This is a genomic window from Coprococcus sp. LG101-27, from assembly GCF_027695515.1.
In the GTDB taxonomy this organism is placed as follows: Bacteria; Bacillota; Clostridia; order Lachnospirales; family Lachnospiraceae; genus Allocoprococcus; species Allocoprococcus comes.
The window spans coordinates 129,366-147,928 of sequence record NZ_JAQEUJ010000004.1; the positions used below are offsets into that span (position 1 = coordinate 129,366).

14 protein-coding genes and 1 riboswitch are annotated in these 18,563 nt (G+C 41.9%); of the genes, 7 read left to right on the top strand and 7 right to left on the bottom strand.

Annotated features, from left to right (window positions below; translation table 11 throughout):
• The first annotated feature begins 12 nt into the window (after window positions 1-12).
• Window positions 13-1,083: a butyrate kinase gene (gene buk / locus PG766_RS05530; protein WP_055246465.1), complete on the top strand. Its 1,071-nt coding sequence runs from the start codon at window positions 13-15 to the stop codon at window positions 1,081-1,083.
• 216 nt (window positions 1,084-1,299) lie between these two features.
• Here buk and PG766_RS05535 read toward each other — a convergent pair whose 3' ends face one another.
• Entirely contained in the window at window positions 1,300-2,481 is a 1,182-nt protein-coding gene (locus tag PG766_RS05535; protein WP_022220828.1) for an acetyl-CoA C-acetyltransferase, read from the bottom strand.
• Window positions 2,482-2,742: 261 nt separating this feature from the next.
• Window positions 2,743-2,828: riboswitch (ZMP/ZTP riboswitch) on the top strand.
• A 210-nt stretch (window positions 2,829-3,038) separates the two neighbouring features.
• Here PG766_RS05535 and pflB point away from each other — a divergent pair.
• From pflB to PG766_RS05550, 3 genes are all read left to right on the top strand, one after another.
• Window positions 3,039-5,291 carry a formate C-acetyltransferase gene (gene pflB / locus PG766_RS05540; protein ID WP_118199763.1) on the top strand — a complete coding sequence of 751 codons (2,253 nt, stop codon included), beginning with the start codon at window positions 3,039-3,041 and terminating at the stop codon, window positions 5,289-5,291.
• A 181-nt stretch (window positions 5,292-5,472) separates the two neighbouring features.
• On the top strand, window positions 5,473-6,216 hold the full coding sequence (gene pflA, locus PG766_RS05545; RefSeq protein WP_118199762.1) for a pyruvate formate-lyase-activating protein: 744 nt from the start codon (window positions 5,473-5,475) through the stop codon (window positions 6,214-6,216).
• Window positions 6,217-6,352: 136 nt separating this feature from the next.
• Window positions 6,353-7,426, top strand: coding sequence for a M24 family metallopeptidase (locus tag PG766_RS05550; protein ID WP_118199761.1), 1,074 nt, complete (start codon window positions 6,353-6,355; stop codon window positions 7,424-7,426).
• A 57-nt stretch (window positions 7,427-7,483) separates the two neighbouring features.
• Here the strand turns inward: PG766_RS05550 and PG766_RS05555 are convergent, their stop codons facing one another.
• Window positions 7,484-8,047, bottom strand: coding sequence for a hypothetical protein (locus PG766_RS05555; protein ID WP_118199760.1), 564 nt, complete (start codon window positions 8,045-8,047; stop codon window positions 7,484-7,486).
• An 89-nt stretch (window positions 8,048-8,136) separates the two neighbouring features.
• Window positions 8,137-10,503 carry a hypothetical protein gene (locus PG766_RS05560; protein ID WP_270590575.1) on the bottom strand — a complete coding sequence of 789 codons (2,367 nt, stop codon included), beginning with the start codon at window positions 10,501-10,503 and terminating at the stop codon, window positions 8,137-8,139.
• A gap of 619 nt (window positions 10,504-11,122) precedes the next feature.
• Here PG766_RS05560 and PG766_RS05565 point away from each other — a divergent pair.
• Together PG766_RS05565 and PG766_RS05570 are read left to right on the top strand one after the other, a co-directional pair.
• A complete protein-coding gene (locus PG766_RS05565) occupies window positions 11,123-11,419 on the top strand; it encodes a helix-turn-helix domain-containing protein (protein WP_243014553.1) in 297 nt (98 codons plus the stop codon).
• 118 nt (window positions 11,420-11,537) lie between these two features.
• Complete coding sequence (locus PG766_RS05570; RefSeq protein ID WP_022220639.1) at window positions 11,538-11,900, top strand: helix-turn-helix domain-containing protein; 363 nt, start codon at window positions 11,538-11,540, stop codon at window positions 11,898-11,900.
• An 18-nt stretch (window positions 11,901-11,918) separates the two neighbouring features.
• On the opposite strand, the gene PG766_RS05575 is transcribed toward PG766_RS05570, so the two are convergent.
• Window positions 11,919-13,739 (bottom strand): DUF6320 domain-containing protein, encoded by a 1,821-nt coding sequence (locus PG766_RS05575; RefSeq protein WP_118199699.1) that lies wholly within the window; start codon window positions 13,737-13,739, stop codon window positions 11,919-11,921.
• Between the two features lie 3 nt (window positions 13,740-13,742).
• Window positions 13,743-14,669 (bottom strand): alpha/beta hydrolase, encoded by a 927-nt coding sequence (locus PG766_RS05580; RefSeq protein ID WP_008371960.1) that lies wholly within the window; start codon window positions 14,667-14,669, stop codon window positions 13,743-13,745.
• A 200-nt stretch (window positions 14,670-14,869) separates the two neighbouring features.
• Between PG766_RS05580 and PG766_RS05585 the strand changes: the two genes are divergently transcribed.
• Window positions 14,870-15,640, top strand: coding sequence for a hypothetical protein (locus tag PG766_RS05585; RefSeq protein ID WP_118199700.1), 771 nt, complete (start codon window positions 14,870-14,872; stop codon window positions 15,638-15,640).
• Window positions 15,641-15,777: 137 nt separating this feature from the next.
• Here the strand turns inward: PG766_RS05585 and PG766_RS05590 are convergent, their stop codons facing one another.
• On the bottom strand, window positions 15,778-16,785 hold the full coding sequence (locus PG766_RS05590) for an Rpn family recombination-promoting nuclease/putative transposase (protein ID WP_118199701.1): 1,008 nt from the start codon (window positions 16,783-16,785) through the stop codon (window positions 15,778-15,780).
• 390 nt (window positions 16,786-17,175) lie between these two features.
• Window positions 17,176-18,513 carry a CitMHS family transporter gene (locus tag PG766_RS05595; protein WP_118199709.1) on the bottom strand — a complete coding sequence of 446 codons (1,338 nt, stop codon included), beginning with the start codon at window positions 18,511-18,513 and terminating at the stop codon, window positions 17,176-17,178.
• Window positions 18,514-18,563 lie beyond the last annotated feature (50 nt).

The window sequence follows — 18,563 nt, forward strand, 5'->3', positions numbered from 1 at the left end:
GAGGATCTTTTTATGAGCTATAAAATTTTAGTAATCAACCCGGGATCTACTTCTACCAAGATCGGTGTGTACGAAGACGAAACTTTGTTATTCGAAGAAACGCTCCGTCATTCCACCGAAGAGATTGCAAAATATGCAACCATCGTTGACCAGAAAGATTTCCGTAAAGAACTGATTGTAGATATTCTCGCAAAGAACAGCTTCGACATCAAATCTCTGAATGTTGTAGTAGGACGAGGCGGACTTTTAAAACCGATCCCAGGTGGAACCTATCCAGTATCTGACGCACTTCTTGCTGACTTAAAAGCAGGTGTGCAAGGACAGCATGCATCGAACCTTGGAGGCATCCTTGCCCGCGAAATCGGTGATGAGATTGGAGTTCCTTCTTACATTGTTGACCCGGTTGTTGTCGATGAGATGGAACCTGTTGCAAGATATTCCGGAATCCCGGAACTTCCGCGTATCAGTATCTTCCACGCACTGAACCAGAAAGCAGTTGCCAAACGCTACGCCAAAGAACAGAATGTATCTTATGATTCCCTGAATCTTGTAGTTGTACACATGGGCGGCGGTGTATCTGTCGGTGCTCATAAAAATGGCAAAGTTGTCGATGTCAACAACACGCTTGACGGAGACGGACCTTTCTCACCGGAACGTTCCGGCGGTGTACCGGCAGGCGCACTCGTAAAAATGTGTTTCTCCGGTCAGTACACACAGGCTGAAGTATATAAAAAGATCAACGGGAAAGGCGGTCTCAACGGATACCTTGGAACCAACAACATGCGCGACGTTGCAGAACGTGCCTTTGAAAAGGGTGACGAAGAAGCAGCCGGTGTATTCCACGCATTCACTTACCAGGTTGCCAAAGAAGTCGGCGCCATGGCAGCCGTACTTAACGGCAAAGTAGACCAGATCCTTCTCACCGGCGGTATCGCATACAGCGACTACGTTACATCTGAGATCAAAGAAAAGGTCGGCTTCATCGCCCCAATCACCGTCTACCCGGGTGAAGATGAACTCCTCGCCCTCGCTCAAGGCGCTCTCCGTGTATTAAACGGCGAAGAAAAACCTCTGGTATATTAATTTTTTTTCAAAGCCCTAAAAGATGCAAAACGCATATATCTCATCGTAGAAAAAAGTCTGGCACACCTCGCCAGACTTTTTTAGTTACTACGCTTTTATTTAATAATGTCAATAGCTTCGAGGGACGCATTATCTTTTGCCCAATTTGTCAACACAACCTAAATTATTCAAAAAAAGAGCAGACACTAAAAAAGTATCCACCCTTTTTTTCTATCCCTAATCTCTTTTAACTACAGCAGAGCATCCCATTCCGCCACCAACACAAAGTGTTGCAAGTCCTGTATGTACATCTTCTTTCTGCATCTCATACAACAAGCTTACAAGGATTCTTGCACCTGAGCAGCCAACCGGATGTCCGAGAGCAATTGCTCCACCATTGACATTCAGCTTACTAAGGTCAAATCCAAGATCTTTTCCAACTGCTACTGACTGTGCTGCAAATGCTTCGTTTGCTTCGATCAGATCAAAATCTCCGATCTCCATTCCCAGCTTCTTCATAACCTTACGTGTTGAATAAACCGGTCCGATTCCCATGATCGCCGGATCACATCCTGCGAGTTCTCCGCCGATCCATGTTGCCATAGGTGTTACGCCAAGCTCTTTTGCTTTTTCTTCGCTCATAACGATAAGTGCAGCTGCACCATCATTGATTCCGGATGCGTTACCTGCTGTAACCATACCGTCTTTCTTAAATGCAGGACGAAGTTTTGCAAGACCTTCTTTTGTGATTCCTTTACGAGGACCTTCATCTGTATCTACAAGAATCGTTTCTTTTTTCTTCTTCACTTCGACCGGAACAATCTCGTCTTTAAATTTACCTTCTGCCATTGCTTTTTCACATTTGTTCTGAGACCATGCTGCAAATTCATCCAGTTCTTCTCTTGTAAGTCCCCACTGTTCGCAGATATTTTCTGCTGTGATTCCCATGTGATAATTATGGAATGCGTCGGTCAGACCATCCTTGATCATAGCATCTTCGATTGTCGCATTTCCCATACGATATCCATAACGTCCGTTTCTCAACATGTACGGAGCCATTGTCATATTTTCCATACCACCTGCAACGATGATATCTGCATCTCCAGCTGCGATCAGCTTCGCTGCAAGGTTTACACAGTGAAGACCGGATCCACAAAGTACGTTGATAGTTGTTGCCGGTACTTCATTCGGGATTCCTGCATATACAGCTGCCTGACGTGCCGGGTTCTGTCCGTTGCCTGCCTGGATAACATTTCCCATATACACTTCGTCAACCTGATCCGGAGAAACGCCCGCTCTTTTGAGAGCTTCTTTGATTACGATCGTTCCAAGTTCTACAGCCGATGTATTTGCAAACTGTCCGCCCATTACACCGATTGCTGTACGACATGCTCCTGCTAAAACAACTTTTCTTGCCATGATAAAAATCCTCCTTTATTTTGTAAATCACCTGATGTTTTTATTATAATCCTCTAAAAAACAGAATTCAATAGATGCTTGATATTTTTTTAACATTTTTTATGTTCTATTCCAGGTACATGCCTCAATTCGATTGAGAGATTTCTTGATAAATGTTAAGCTTTTCTCGGTGTTTATACTTATTGACACTCACATCATTATTATGTTTTTTCAAAAAAACAATTTTGTCATTGACATCTATATAGCAATTTGTTAAATTAAAGTTGCTCATATGACTGACGGAAGTGGAATGAACCACAGGGAAATATGAGGATTTGATTATTTAGCCGACCGTCTGGGCGATTCAGCTCAGATGCCGGCTTTTTTTACGCATTTTTATAAGATTATCATAAATCAGGGCTATATAAAAGGCGTAAACATCCATCGGTTCTTCTGGCTGAACCTTTTCATATGTCTGGAATTTGCCAGAACTTTCCGGGCATAAATTGCAGCAACACAGTGTATAATAACCGGGTCATAGTTACTATGGCTCACCCACAAGAAGGAGGAATAACCAAATGATGCAGAAAGAACAATGGCAGGGATTTGAAGGAAGACTCTGGAAAGAAGAAATCAACGTTCGTGATTTTATCCAGAACAACTACACACCTTACGAGGGAGATTCTTCATTCCTTGCAGACCCGACCGAAGCAACAAACCAGCTCTGGGGCAAGCTTCAGGAACTCCAGAAAGAAGAACGTGCAAAAGGCGGCGTTCTGGATATGGAAACAGAAGTGGTATCTTCTCTTACCGCTTACGGTCCAGGTTATATCTGCGAAGAACTGAAAGATAAAGAACAGGTTGTGGGTCTTCAGACTGACAAACCTCTGAAACGTGCATTTATGCCGTTCGGTGGAATCAAAATGGCTGAGGAAGCATGCAAAACTTACGGATATGAACCAAACCCGAAATTCCATAAAATCTTTACAGATTATCATAAAACACATAACCAGGCAGTATTTGATGCCTACACACCGGAAATGAAAAAAGCACGTCACGCAAAAATCCTTACCGGTCTTCCGGATACTTACGGAAGAGGACGTATCGTCGGCGATTACCGCCGTGTTGCCCTCTACGGAATCGATCTCCTGATCGCCATGAAGCAGGATGACCTTGCAAACTGCGGATATGGCTCTATGCGTGACAACGTGATCCGGCAAAGAGAAGAGCTTGCAGAACAGATCCGCGCCCTCAAAGGCATGAAAGAAATGGCTGCTTCCTATGGATTCGATATCTCCGAACCGGCTAAGAACGCAAAAGAAGCATTCCAGTGGCTGTACTTCGGATACCTTGCAGCAATCAAGACTCAGAACGGAGCTGCCATGAGCGTCGGACGTGTATCTACCTTCCTTGATATTTACATCAAGAGAGATATGGAAGCAGGAATCCTTACCGAAGAAGAAGCTCAGGAATTAGTTGACCATATGACAATGAAATTCCGTATGGTTAAGTTCGCACGTATCCCATCTTACAACCAGCTCTTCTCTGGTGACCCGGTTTGGGCTACACTGGAAGTCGGCGGAATGGGACAGGACGGACGTTCTATGGTAACAAAGACAGACTACCGTTTCCTGCACACCCTGGAAAACATGGGACCTTCTCCGGAACCGAACCTGACTGTACTTTACACAGAACGTCTTCCGAAGAACTTCAAGGACTACGCTTCACATATTTCTATTGAAACAAGTTCTATCCAGTATGAAAATGATGATGCAATGCGTCCGGTATGGGGCGATGACTATTCTATCTGCTGCTGCGTATCTGCAACACAGACTGGTAAAGAAATGCAGTTTTTCGGAGCAAGAGCAAACCTTGCAAAATGCCTTCTTTACGCGATCAACGGTGGTGTCGACTGCAAGTCAAAAGATCAGGTAGGACCGGCTTACACACCGATCACTTCTGAATACCTTGATTATGATGAAGTAATGGCTAAATACGACAAGATGATGGACTGGCTCGCCGGACTGTATGTAAACGTACTGAACCTGATCCAGTACATGCATGACAAATACTACTATGAAGCATCTCAGATGGCACTGATCGATACCGATGTACGTCGTACATTTGCAACAGGTATCGCAGGATTCTCTCATGTAGTTGACTCCTTAAGTGCGATCAAATATGCAAAAGTGAAAACAATCCGTGACGAAAACGGACTCGTTGTAGATTTCGAGACAACCGGTGATTTCCCGAAATACGGAAATGATGATGACCGCGCAGATGATATCGCAGTATGGCTTCTTCAGACATTTATGAAGAAACTGAAAAAGCATCACACCTACCGTGAATCCGAACCGACAACTTCTATCCTTACCATTACCTCAAACGTTGTATATGGAAAAGCTACCGGTGCTCTTCCGGACGGAAGAAAAGCAGGCGCACCGCTTTCACCTGGAGCAAACCCAAGCTACGGTGCAGAACAGAACGGACTTCTTGCTTCCCTGAACTCCGTTGCCAAGCTGCCTTACGAATGGGCACTTGACGGAATCTCTAACACCCAGACCATCAACCCGGATGCAATCGGACATACTCCGGAGGAACGCATTAACAACCTGGTAAATGTTATGGACGGATACTTCTCTCAGGGTGCTCACCATCTGAACGTCAACGTATTCGGAACAGAAAAACTTCTTGACGCTATGGAACATCCGGAAAAAGAAGAATACGCAAACTTTACGATCCGTGTATCAGGATATGCGGTTAAGTTCATCGACCTTACACGCGAACAGCAGCTCGATGTGATCGCAAGAACCTGCCACGATCGTATGTAATTACCGAACTTACACTCTTTTGCCAAACATATCGTTATGCTGGAAGTCATGCATTTTAAAGTGCATGACTTTCGGCACATACAGAGATGCTGCTGGCAACTTTTCCTGCATACTAAGGCATTTAAAAGACTCTGCCTGATCCGCAGTTTTCCAATCACACAATGAAAAAGGAGATTTTCATATGACTCAAATCAAAGGACTTATTCACTCTACAGAAAGCTTTGGTTCTGTTGACGGGCCTGGGGTACGTTTTATTATATTTGTTCAGGGATGTCCACTGAGATGTCAGTTCTGCCATAACCCTGACACCTGGAATATGACAGATAAAAACGGCGCCACCTGGCGCAGTGCCGATGAGCTTCTTGCGCAGGCTCTGCGTTACCGCACTTACTGGAAAAATGGCGGTGGAATCACCGTAAGCGGCGGAGAACCCCTCCTACAGATTGATTTTCTGCTGGATCTTTTCAAAAAAGCAAAGGCAAAAGGTATTCACACAACGATTGATACTGCAGGTGGTCCTTTTACCAGAGAAGAACCATTTTTCTCCAAATTTCAGGAGCTGATGCAGTATACCGATCTTCTTCTTGTTGATATCAAACATATCGATGAAAAAGCTCACAAAGAACTGACCGGAAAAACGAATAAAAACATTCTGGATATGATCCGTTTTCTCTCCGATATCAAAAAACCTGTCTGGATCCGCCATGTGCTCGTACCGGAGCGCAGCGACTATGATGAATACTTAAACCGGTTAAATGATTTTATCCAGACACTTGATAATGTAGAAAGAGTAGAAATCCTGCCTTATCACACACTTGGTGCCTACAAATGGAAAGAGCTGGGACTTGATTATCCCCTCGAAGGGATCAATCCACCTTCGAGAGAACGCGTAGAAAATGCAAAGAAGATCCTGCACTGTTCGTAAAAGTTACTGTTCACAGTACCTGTGACCGGCAACGCATAAGACACATTTAAAAAAATAGATGACAGCTTTCTCTTCATATTTTACCTGTAATGTGCTATGATTGGTGTAGTGTATTTAAGAGAGGAGCATTATAGCAATGAACGAAAGAATGGAACGCGTATTGGAAAAAATGAGAAAAAAAGGAATCGATCAGTTACTTGTATCTGATCCACTCAGCATCCGCTTCTTAACAGGCATCACGGTAAATCCTGGGGAAAGATTATATGCCCTGCTGCTTCGTACAAGCGGAAAGCACACGATTTTCCTGAACTATCTGTATTATGTTTCCAATACAGGTTTTGAAGAAGTATGGTTCAGCGATATGGACGATCAGATTGGTGTTCTGACCAGGCATATCGACACCAAAGGCGTACTCGGTATCGATAAAGTATTTCCGGCACGTTTTCTTATTCCGCTTCAGGAGCGCTGCCCTGAGCTGAAGACCGTATGGGGATCTGACTGTGTAGATGGTGTCCGCGCAGTAAAGAATGCCGAAGAAATTGAAATCATGAAACATTCTACAGAAATCAATGATCTGGTAATGGAACGAGCTGCTGCTTATATCAAAGAAGGTATGACCGAAAAGCAGATTGCTGATTTTATCGATGCAGAATACCTCAAAGAAGGTGCGAGTGGTGTAAGCTTTGATACCATCGTATGTTTCGGTGCGAATGCAGCTGACCAGCATCATACACCAAGTGAGACTAGAACCTTAAAAGCCGGTGAATGTATCCTGATCGATATGGGCTGCGTGTGGCATGGATATTGTTCAGATATGACAAGAACTTTCTACTGCAAGAGCGTAGATGATGAGCAGGCTAACATTCATGATATTGTCCGCACTGCTGTCGAAAAGGCAGAAGCTGCGATCAAGCCGGGAGCACGTTTCTGTGATATTGATGCACAGGCAAGAGACTACATCGATGAAAAAGGCTACAGCGAATACTGGAAGATCCGCCTTGGACACTTCATCGGACAGGAAGACCATGAATATGGCGATGTCAGCCCGATCAATAAAAATGTGGCTGAACCTGGTATGATCTTCTCCATCGAGCCTGGTATCTATATTGAAGGCAAGTACGGCGTCCGTGTAGAAGACCTCGTTCTGGTAACAGAAGATGGACATGAAGTTCTGAATAAGGTAGAAAAGAAATATCGGATTGTTGGGTAATTAAGTATATGACAAAAAGAAACGCAGTTTGAATATCCACACTGCGTTTCTTTCTTTTTACTCTGTTTTAATATCAACAACTTCATAGACAGACGCTACATCTTCCTGATAATCCATTAATAATACCAAATCGTATTTATTAGTAAATGAATCATCATTTCTTTTTCCTTCTACTGTTACTTTAGCTTCCACATACCCAATAGTTCTTTCATTATATAAAGCTTCACTTGCTTTTTTAATTTCTACTGTAATATTATCTGTCTGAATTTTACTATCTTTATAAAATTCTTCCCTCTGCTGCTTTATTTTTTCTCTTTCTTTATCTGATGTAATAATTTCATATAACTTTTCATCTGTTATTTTTTTTGTATCATCGGAAAAGCTATCATCAATTCCTATAGTTGCTTTAGCCCAGTTTTGAATTCCTTCTTCTATTTTTTGTTTTGAATCATCTGGAATTTCTTTATCTGTTTTTTCAATTTTATCATAAAAACTTTTCGTATCATTATTGATTGTTATTTCGAATTTTTTGTCTTTTTTTTCACTTTTTTTACTTCCGCAGCCAAAAATGGTCATGATACTTAAACAAATTACTGCACCTATTATTAATCTTTTTTTCATTTTCTTTTCCTTAATATAATTGCCAGAAGCATCTTTTCCGACACCTCTGGCAATTAAGTATTACCTTATTTTACTTAAGACTGTTCTTATTAACGAACGTGTCTTTTTCTGCAAATTACAGTAACAATTGCAGCTGCACAAATAGCCATTACAAGAATGTTCATTACTACATGAGCTGAATCTCCTGTCTGAGGTGTTTCTGCATTTTCTGCTTTCTTCTCAGCTTTTTTAGCTTTGTTTGCTGTTTTATCTGCTTTTGTGTTGTCAACTTTGCTGTTATTTTTGTCATCAGCTTTGTTGTCATCTTTTTTAGTATCATCTGGTGTTGTCGGATCAGTCGGATCTGTTGGCTCTACTGGATCTACTGGATCTACTGGATCAACTGGGTCTACAGACTGAATCTTTTCTACGATCATTGTATGTCCACCAGTTGCTCCAAATGGAACCTGAATGTTTGTTACCTGATCTACACCTTCTGCAAGCTGATAGCCTTCTGGAAGCTGGAAGTCTGTTCCAAGCATGAATGTCCATGCTTCGCCTTCTCCACCTACTGCTGTTGTGGATACAGTCTTAGTATCAACAACTTCTCCATCAACTGTTTCAAATGTGATAGTTAAAACTGTTTCTACTGTTTCTGCTGGGATCGGTTCTACGATCATTGTGTGTCCACCAATTGCTCCAAACGGAATCTGGATGTTTGTTACCTGGTCAACACCTGTTGCAAGCTGGTAACCTTCCGGAAGCTGGAAGTCTGTTCCAAGCATGAATGTCCATGCTTCGCCTTCTCCACCTACTGCTGTTGTGGATGCTGTTGTTTCTCCAACTTTTTCTCCATAGATTGTTTCAAATGTTACATTTAATACTGTCTCTACTGTTTCTGAAGGAACTGCTTCTACGATCATAGTATGTCCAGCTGTTGCTCCGAATGGAACCTGGATATTTGTTACCTGATCTACACCTTCTGCAAGCTGATAGCCTTCCGGAAGCTGGAAATCTGTTCCAAGCATGAATGTCCATGCTTCGCCTTCTCCACCTGTTGCTGTTGTTTTTGCTGTTGTTGTATCAACTACTTCTCCATCAACTGTTTCGAATGTTACATTTAATACTGTCTCTACTGTTTCTGAAGGAACTGCTTCTACGATCATAGTATGTCCAGCTGTTGCTCCAAATGGAACCTGGATATTTGTTACCTGATCTACGCCTTCTGCAAGCTGATAGCCTTCTGGAAGCTGGAAGTCTTCTCCAAGCATGAATGTCCATGCTTCGTCTTCTCCACCTACTGCTGTTGTAGATGCTGTTGTTGTACCAACTACTTCTCCATCAACTGTTTCGAATGTTACATTTAATACTGTTTCTTTTGCTGGTTCAACCGGATCTACTGTACCGTTGATTGGTTCTACAATAAGAACATGTCCACCCATTGCTCCAAACGGAACCTGAACATTTGTTACCTGATCAACACCTGTTGCAAGCTGATAACCTTCTGGAAGCTGATAATCTGTTCCAAGCATAAATGTCCATGCTTCGCCTTCTGCTCCTGTTGCTGTTGTCTTTGCTGTTGTTTCTCCAACAACTTCTCCATCAACTGTTTCAAATGTGATATTTAATACAGTTTCTTTTGCTGTAACATCACTCTTGATTGGTTCTACAATAATTGTAGCTCCTCCTACAGCACCGAACGGAATCTGGATATTTGTTGTCTGATCCTTACCTTCTGCAAGTTTGTAACCTTCTGGAAGCTGATAATCCTGTCCAAGCATGAATGTCCATGCTTCACCTTCTCCACCTGTTGCTGTTGTCTTTGCTGTTGTTTCTCCAACTTTTGTTCCGTCAACTGTTTCAAATGTGATATTTAATACAGTTTCTTTTGCTGGTTTAACTGGATCTACTGTACCGTTGATTGGTTCAACAGTAAGTGTAACTCCTGATGCTGCTCCAAACGGTACAGAAACAGTAGTGTATTTTTCTTCTCCTTCTGCGAGTTTGTAACCTTCCGGAAGTTCATATCCATCACAACCAAGCATAAATGTCCATGCTTCGCCTTCTGCTCCTGTTGCTCCTGTTGTTACAGTCTGAGTATCAACTACATTTCCATCTGCCAGCTGATATGTTACATATAATGTAGTTACAGTCTGCTGAACCTTTTTCACATAAACCTCTCTTGAAGTTCCATCCAGATAAGGTGTAACAGATACTGTTGTAGATTCTGTAAATCTACTATCTACCTCATATCCTTCTGGCATAATAGAACTAAAGTCTACATCCTGTGCCACCCCTTCTGTACCATTTACAGTCAGGTATTCTTCCTTGATGACCTGATCATTATTATCAGTGTCATGGAAAATAAACTTGATATTAAAATCCTCGCTGACAGCAGCAAAAACATTCAACGAGTTAACCATTAACATCGCTAATGTAAGGCATGCAACAAGGATTTTTCTCATACTCTTTTTCATAACCTTTTTTCCATCCTTTCTTAATTTTGAGTATAAGTCTCTCTCGTATGTCCCCCCTTTTTATTCAAATTTTCGCAGAAACTATTTTCCTGCCTGTAAAAACAGTTTCTACTATTTCAAAAGCCATCCAACGCGTAGAGACAAATATTTTCGTTAAATGGCTTCTGACTTTGACTTCATTTCCGAGAGGTTATACCGCCAATATCTCCTCTTGTGTCTATTATCTAGTTTTCACATTGCGGCATATTCATACACTGTTATTATATGTCTTAATTTTTAAGATGTCAATTGATTGTGTTCGAATTCTAAGACTTTCTGTGTTTTTTCTCATAAACATCCTTCTCTTTTGTTCACTTTGACGAACCGTTAATTATTTCATTATCAGTCCCACTCTTTTCCAACTTTTTTAATATTTTTGTCATGTATTTTATTATTTATCGAAATCTATCGAAAAACTCCGCACCAATACCCTTTAGTCTTATTTTTTAAGATTTTTATTATTAAAAGTACCTTTTTTAAGACTTTCCACTTCCTAATATCAATTTCCATTATAATAGGTAATAACATATACAGATTTCGCTTATACTATATAAGAACTCTTAGAAAGGAAGACCTGCTCATGGAACATATTGGAGAAATTCTCCGGACAGCACGTGAAGATAATTTTTATACTCAGAAGAAAGTAATGGAACTGACCGGTATCAACCGCAAGACTCTGTCCGGCTATGAGAACAGTGTAGCTGAACCAGATCTTGACACATTTGCCAGATTCCTCCGCTTATATCAACTTTCTGCGGATGAAGTATTAGGAATTAAGACTTCTATCCCCCCTCGCATTTTTCCCTTTCGCGCTGCGAACGAAAAATGCTTACTCTTTTCCAAAAATTTGACACCAGCCACCAGGAAGAACTTTTGATTCAGTTTCAATCTCTCGCAGACTATCTCGATAAAAAATCAAAATAAATTGTTATTGCTTTTTCCTGCTCTGACCATTTATAATGAACTTATACTATGTTTGAAGGGGGAACATTTTCATGAAAGATATTGGTAAAATTCTGAAAAACGCCCGTGAGAATAAAGAATATACCCAGAAACAAGTGATGGAATTGACCGGTATCCACAGAAAATCTCTGTCCGGTTATGAGAATAACGTTGCCGAGCCGGATCTCTCCACTTTCGCAACCCTTGCCAATCTGTATGGCATCTCTGCAGATGAAGCTTTGGAAATTGGTGAACCGGATCCTTCTGTTTCTTTGCTTCGTTTTGAATTCCAAGTTCTTTCTTTATTTAAAGAACTCGATGCAAAGCATCAGGAAGAACTTCTGATCCAGATCACCGCACTCGTCAGATATTTAAATGCAAAAAATATGGTGCCGCAAAATCATCAATCCAGATAATTTTGCGGCACCACCGATTTATACATGTAAATTCTTTTCCATTTCCTGACGCATTTCTTTTCCCTTGAAAAGCACCAGTCCGATCAGCATCAGCACGCCCATCCCAATTGAAATCACAGACGGAAATACAATTCGTACCTTACCAGTCAGCAAAAAGATAAATGGTAAGATCATTCCGTAAAGCGCCGCCATCACAAAGTACACCAGATAGTCCTTCGCCTGACGGTAATACACCCTCGATATGATCAGCATCGAAATCATAATCAAGCCACTGACTCCCGGAAGCACAAAGTCAATCGACCAGCCATGCCAGCCGGTCAGCCAGTCCCAGATAATACAGCCGACTGTCACAATGATCAGCTGCCACATGGCATTCTTCAGCAGATTGTACCGCTTGAAGAAACCGACTGCGAGCGCCAACCACATACTGAACGCACCGCCGCACACAAACAATGACAGATGGAAATTCGTATCAATGCTATAATCCACTCCCAGTGCCGCCACAATCGCGATCATGCAAAGAAATGTAAATATTTTGAAAATCTGCATTCCTTTCGCTTCTGTCATCACACTTTCCGGATACTCCACTTCAAGGATCTCAGGCTTTACTTCCTGCTCTTTCAGAATCTGGAAAAAGTTGTCCTTGATCGCATCACAGTCATATCTGGACGTAAATCCCAGATAAATCTTATCCCGGAAAGAACACATGCAAAGCTCTACCTTCGGCGTACTTGTATAAACACCAAAATACCTGATATACGTCTCATAGCTTTCCGGCATCCGGATGATTCCCATGTTGGAAAAAATAGCGGTCACATCACTTTCTGCCGTCCTCGCCCCGATATTGATACAGACATTTTTCAGTTCCAGCGGCGCAAATTTCAGGATTGGATGCACCTGCAAGGCGAAGTAATCGTTCATCCGCTTCTCCATCTTTTCCGCTGTCAGTTCTTCTTTAAAGCATGCATTTACTTTTTGCACAACATCTGTGAACTCTTCTTTTCCACCCTGAAAATGATATCCCGGTTCGATCCAGTTGAAGAAATTGAGCATTGTATTGGTCGGAAAGAAATTACGCAGATTTACCGGAACCATCAGTACAACCGGCTTGCTTTCCTGCCGTCTTGTCATTGTCCGGTGAATCGCACACAGATATACCGCAGTCAGAAATACCGTCATCGATACACCATAAGTCTTTGCCTGATGCCTCAGTTCTTCGACCGGAATTTCTGCCTCTGTCGTCTGCAGGCTTCCAAGCTCACGCCGGTTTCCGCGAAGCTGATGCGCTGCCGGTTTTTTCTCTTTTTTGCGGTCTGCCTGGCGGGAATAATATCTTTCAAATCCATCTGCTTCCTGATCGAAAAGGCTCTCCGAATACTCTGACAGAACCACATCCTCCAGTCCATCCTCATGATGTGCCAGATACAGATAATTTTTCACCAGCTCCCGTACAAATTCACTGGCACCGGTTCCGTCCGTCAGCACATGAAAGACCTCAAAATTAATTCTCTTTTTGTAATAAGTCACTTCAAAAAGCAAATCTCTCTTATCACGGATATAAAGGCTGCTGCACGGCTCCTTATACTCTTCTCTTACAACCGGTCTTTTATTACTCTGTTCCAGATAATGCCAGAACAGTCCCTTTCGCAGCACGGACAGAAAGATCGGATATTTTTCCAGTGTCCTGTCTACCGCCTTCTGCAGGATCTCCTGCTGTATATCCTCTTTCAATTCACAGTAGAACCGGAATACACGGGTATCCCTTTTACTGCTCGCCGCCGGAAAAAGCTTCGCTGCATTGTCCAGCCTTCTCCAGTGCTTTACATTTGCCTGTGGCATTTTCTATTCCCCCTCCAGAAAATGATTGATATATTCAAAACTTTCCTGTACATGCAGACTCCGGATTCCCAGTGCAAAATATCCGTGAAGTGCATCCTTGATCCGGTGTACTTCCACCCGGTTACCTGCCTCTGCAAGACGTCTTCCATACGCTTCTCCCTCATCCCGGAGCGGATCAAATTCTGACGTCAGGATCAGTGTATCCGGCTGTCCTGACAGATCTTTCTCCAGAATCGGTGCAAAATATGGATTTAACTTGTCCTCTTCCGAACCTGCATAAAGATTGATATAATCTTTTAATTTGCCTGCCGTCAGAAGATAATCCTGCCCGTTCTCCCTTACAGAAGAGAACAGACTCTTCTCTGAATAATCATTATTGACTGCCGGATAGATCAGAATTTGTCTCTTTGGCATAAATTCGCCACGGTCCCGTGCCATAATGGACAATGCAGCTGCCAGATTGCCACCTGCACTGTCTCCAATCAGAGTAATATCCTCCGGCTTTGTATCCGGATGCGTATACAATGCTCTTGCCACGGCATAACAGTCCATAAGCCCGGTCGGGAACTTGTGCTCCGGCGCCAGGCGGTATTCTACTGCTGCTACAGTCTGCCCCGTCGCCTGTGCCATCCGGGAACATACTCTCTCATAATTTTCCACATGCTCAGTCGCCCATCCTCCTCCGTGAAGGAAAAGCATGATCTTTCGTCCCTTGATCTGATCTTTTTCCAGACACGATGCTTCATCCGGGAAAAATACCCGGATCGGAACTTCATAATCTCCGTTATATACCTGCAGATCCATTTTTTTATAAAAAATTTTCATCGGATCCAGTCTTTTCAGATCCGCAAGCTGCCTTGATACTTCTACATCAATCCCTCCAAAAGACAGGATTTTCAGGATTGCTTTTGTTGCTATATTGATTGCCATATTTTTCTGTCCTCATTTATTTTTTCATACAGATTTATTCTACCATAGAATGATGTCCCCTACCACTCTTTCTCTTTCCATCTTTGCTACATTAACCCATTTTCAATTTTTCAGATTTCACAATCATCTCATTATTTATTTGACACAGACTGTCAAAACAGTTACCATACACTTATGCACAAGGAGGGTGTATTTGTTTTATGAATAATAAAAAAAATATAGACGACTATTTTGATGACAACTTTGAAGTAACTTATACAGGCGATCTCCCGTCGATCCCTGTGGGGCAGGATGATTATGACGACCGTTATGACGACACAGACTACCTTAACGATTATGAAACTGACGACTACTACGATGAAACAGACAGGCTTGCTCCTGATTATGACGATGATTATGAAGAAGAGGATTCTTATTATGACCGCCAAAGACCAGCCAGACGGACAGAACGGAGAAATTCCCGCAGACGTCCCGATTCCTCTTCCGAAGAACTGGCTGCTCCAATCCGGAATATTGCCCGCACCGGAAGTACTGCCGCTGAGAAACTGACCACTTTCATCCTTCGCCCGGCACCGGTTCTGATGTCCGCCATCATCCTGGCGATTACCTTTTTTTCATTCTGGAATCAGCTGTCTGATTATGGAGATATCAATACACTGACATCCAATCCAGATCTTACTCTGATTGCTTATCTGACTGTCGGAGCGGTTATGCTGATCTGGATGCTGTCTACGTTCTTTTTCACATTAAGTGGCATCCGACACGGAACCGGACGCGGACTTACTTATTTTGTCCTGGTATATGTTCTTTCCTACCTGTTCAGCCTTGCGGCAAATGCAATTCCTGCGGATGTCGAACTGTTTACCGGTATCAGAGGCGGTATCCTGGTATTTGGTTCCCTTTACCCGGCATATTTTCCATTCTGCGTGGTGGGAATTATTACTTGTATTTTGCGGAAAATTTTGAAGTAAAACATTCCTCATACTAAGGCATATGCCTTAGGGCATCCTCATATGGTGTTTTTACTTTATAAGTGAACAACAACTAATTACATGCGAAAAAAGAGTAAGTCAAATCACTCATCTATCTGATTTGACTTACTCTTTTCTTACTTTTGTTTCATTCCCGATGTGTTTCCCAACTTTTGTACTATTTTTTCTATATCATATTCCGGTGCATAGGTATTGGCAATATCATAGATTCTCTGTATCGTCAAGACATCCTCTTCCAGAAAATCTGCAATTTCCTCTGCTGACATCCCTTTTTGCAATTTTTTTATAACAATTGAAACTAATGCTTCCCTGTACCCTTCTTTACGCCCTTCTTTACGCCCTTCTTTACGTCCTTCTTTACGTCCTTCTTCACGTCCTTCTCGCATCCCAATTATTTTTGCACTTTTCATAAACGAATTATGATCCCACAAAATTTTTTGTCTTTCTTCGTATTCTCTTCTTTTTCTTTCATCTGCACTCATCTTCTCCAGACATTCATAAGCTTCTTTAATATATTCATTTTGCTCTGCCATCTTTGCAAAATCCTTTCTGTTCTTTCCGCTCATAAATCGCATCCACTGGATGATCCCAGTTTCATTCTGACTTTCCGGTGGCAACTTTTTCAATTCCAGAATATGAATCTGCAGCAAGTCCGTCAGCACTTCTCCAGTCTCTTTATCACAGAACATTCCCGCATGATAACATCTGGTATCATTTTCAAAGAAATTAAAGTCCAAAATTCCAACATGAATGCACGGTTTAATTCTATCATAAGTATCCCCTGTTTTCATTTGATCCGTTACCATCTTTGACAGATAATAAAAGCTCCTCTGAAACCAGAATTCAAATGGCACCACCTGCATTTCCAAATCCATCTGCTCTCCATTTTTCAAGAGAACTCTTACATCCAGAATCCCGTATTTATCTTCCGGATATTCTTTCCTTAAAATTGTTGGCATCAACTTTGTTTTCTGAATTTCTTCTGGATCTTTCTTTAGAATTGCCGCAATCAATCCCTGTCTTACTTTTGCATTCTCCATTAATTCCTTGAAGCAGAAATCTACCGTTGGATGCATTATAAAGCTATCCTGATTTTCTGTTAATTGTTTCTTTTCTTCTGTCATATGATTCCCCTTTCTGCATTGTAAAAATATAGAAAGGAAAATCTGACTTTTCTACTATAAATATTTTAACATACTGTCATCCTTTGTAAAGGCAAACTCCCATACTTCTATATTTTCTTTTGCTTTGTTCATTGTCGGGAGTTTACTCGAAAATTGAGCACCGAAAATGAGATACCTTCTGATTATGGTTAATTAGATACTTTTTCGATTTTAGAACTAAATCGAAGTAAAATAACTCTATCACATTTTCCTGAAATCTTATACCCTGCATAACATTTTCGAGCACTTTCGTTGCATTTCAATCATCAGACCATTTTATATGCATATCCAAAAAAATCCCGTACTCCATGTACAAATCACATGAAATACAGGATCTTTTTATTTATCTAACTAGAATTTGATAACTCCAAGAATTATACCTGAGATCAGACAGATAATACTTACACCCCAGATCCAGAAGAAACTGTTCTTGATGTGATCTTTGATCTCCACACCGGCAAGTCCGGTTCCAAGGAAAGTAGCAGGAACAACCGGGCTGATGAAAGTTGCACAGTTACGGCAAACAACCATTGCAATGGCAATATGTGCCGGATTTACACCGAATTCGTTTCCGATTCCGATCAGTACCGGAAGCATTCCGAAGAAGAAGGAATCGGTATCAAACATCAGTGTAAGCGGTACAGATACCAGACCTACGATAAGCGGTAAAAATCTTCCCATAGACTGTGGAACTACATTTGCAAGTACATTAGCCATATGAGTCATGATCTCTGTTTGCTGCATCACTCCAAGAAATACACCTGCACAAAGAATCGTAGATGCCATGGTAAGTGCCGGACCTGCATGGGATTTAATGATCTTACCCTGCATTTTTGCACCCGGGTAGTTTACAAAAAGTGCTACTGCACATCCTACCATAAAGATATAGTAAGACGGTACCTTTGCAAGAACCAGGTTTACGATCACTACCAGTGTTACGATTACATTGAACACAAAGAGTTTCGGTCTTGCAAGCTCATTCTTTTCATCATCTGTTACGGCTTCATCTTCAATTCCGCCATACTCGATCTTTTCTGCTGAAGAAGTGCCTGCACCTCTCTTCTTTTCGATATTTCCCCAGATAAATGCAGTTCCGAGTGCAATGAAAATACCTACAACCTGCATTGGAATGATCTGTTTCCACAGGGCATTCGGTTCAATTCCAAGAACAGTAGCCGCACGCATTGTCGGTCCGCCCCATGGCAAAAGGTTCATAACACCCATTGCAGATACACAGATCAGCATCAGAGTTGTCGGTCTCATATTCAGACGTTTGTACACCGGGAGCATTGCCGGAATCGTGATCAGGAATGTGGAAGCTCCACCTCCGTCCAGATGTCCGATCATCGCAATGATACAGGTCATCATTGCCACACCGACTACATTACTTCCAACCTTCTTCATCAATGCATTGATGATCTTATCGAACATTCCTACATCTGTCATAATTCCAAAGAAGAGTACAGAGAAGATAAACAACGCCGCAGTACCGTGTACTCCGGATACACCGGCTGAAATAAATTCCCCCATTTCTTTGATCGTAAATGTTCCGGTCGCTACAAGAATCGCACCTGTTACAGTGGATACACTGACAAACGCAAGTGCCGGTACCGTTACATTTCTTAAAAGCAACGCAATCACTACAATGATCGTTGCAAATCCCAATAAGGCAAGCATCGCTTCACTCATGGCATTTTCTCCTTCCTTTTGTACGGGTACTTTTTCGTACCATTTATTTG